Consider the following 1,629-nt stretch of genomic DNA (forward strand, 5'->3'; position numbering starts at 1 on the left):
ACCGTATATAGCTCATTGCGGCTGAATTCCTAATCGTAATTCATTGCAATTTCTCTAACTTTGGGCTACGGCGGAAAATCATAGCTGATTTCCCGCAACGAGCCATACACAAACACGTTGTAGCACATTAAAATTAAATATCATGAAAAAAATTCTAATTATTGTCTGCACTTTTTTTGCTATGATTACTCATGCTCAAGACTATCCTTTTATCTCTGATAATTTAAAACTTTTACCACAAGAAGAGCTTTTTAAAAAGCCACCACCAACCCATATCGATTTGGTTTATTATGAAGATGGCACACAAACGACTTGGGACAAGGTTTTGCCATTGATAATGTCTGGAAAACTAATACCTAAGATGTATGTTAATAGTAAAGGAGAGTATAAAGCTCTAGTTGCAGTCAAAGTAGATGAGAGTAAAGCAAAAGAAGGAACAGAAATTCCTTATGAAGCAAAAATGGCAGACTTAGGAGAAATACAAATGGAATACTTTGATTATGGCGGTGATGGCCCAACAATTATTGTCTTACAAGATTTCCATAATTATTACAGTGGCCCTATGGCATACCCACCAGATCATCCCTTGATTGATTTTTATAAAAGTCTTACTCAACAATTTAGGGTATTAGCCCCTTTAAAGCGCGGTTATGGTAGAAGTACAGAATCTCATTGGGGCTATGATGTGGCTACCTTATCCGAGGATCTGCTTGATTTTATGAATGCCCTAGATATAGAAAAAGCTTTTTTGTATGGTAGAGTCCCAGCCAATCAAGAGATGACGTGGATAGCAGAGCACAACCCCGAACGTCTGCTAGGCCTTATTTATGACGGCAATCCAGTAATTACAGTTGGATGCATGGATTCTGAAGTTTTAGAGTTTGCCGATAACATTCAGACTTTTGCAATGGATGGGTTTGATAGGGATAAAGCACGTCAAGTCTATCTTTCCCGATCTATGTGGCGCCCAAGATTTTTAAAGGACACTTCAAAACGTATTGATGTTCCAGCCATCAGGTTTTCAGTTCCCGGACAAGAAGGGATGACCCCAAATTTAGCATTTGGAACGAAAGAAGCATTAAAAGAAACATTGGAAATTCCTATTAAAGACAGAGATGAAGCAAAACAGTACGTAAGAGAACTTCTTCAAGATAGTGTACGATACGAGAACTTATACCAAAAATTGAAAGATTGTAATATTTCTGATGCTGTTGAAGAAGGTATGAAAAGAGCTTTTACCGACAATCTTACCACTTTAGAGGAACCCACTGAGTTCAATGAACCGACAATGCAATCTTATATTGGAATATTGGATTGGCAGCGAAATCATATTTTTGAATTCAAACAAAGGGTATTAGAATAAAGCGGAATAAAAACGTGCTACAACAAGGTATATAAAAAATAGCTAATTAAGCGCAAGTCATTAAACCTTGCGCTTTTTTATATATTTAAACTATCTGAAAAGCTAGTTCGTAAATACCCGCTACTTTTCATATACAATATCGTTATGGTTAATTAAATCATTCCATGAAAGTATTTGTTTTCTTAGTGTTTATTATTCTCCATTCAAATTTGTACCCTCAGGAAAATAGATTCTTAAAAAAACAAGTTTTAGAACATATCGTAAAT

Annotated in this window: 1 protein-coding gene; it reads left to right on the forward strand. The window is 35.7% G+C overall.

The features are described 5' to 3' along the window. Positions 1-142 precede the first annotated feature (142 nt). Positions 143-1,363 carry an alpha/beta fold hydrolase gene (locus tag WBM49_RS05435; RefSeq protein WP_424371049.1) on the forward strand — a complete coding sequence of 407 codons (1,221 nt, stop codon included), beginning with the start codon at positions 143-145 and terminating at the stop codon, positions 1,361-1,363. The last annotated feature ends 266 nt before the right edge of the window (positions 1,364-1,629 follow it).

It is taken from the genome of Muriicola sp. (genome assembly GCF_049669965.1).
Taxonomy (GTDB): domain Bacteria; phylum Bacteroidota; class Bacteroidia; order Flavobacteriales; family Flavobacteriaceae; genus Muriicola.

What these genes read in the sequence shown, in the direction of transcription:
- WBM49_RS05435 (WP_424371049.1), top strand. Translation starts at nt 143, where the DNA reads ATGAAAAAAATTCTAATTATTGTCTGCACTTTTTTTGCTATGATTACT.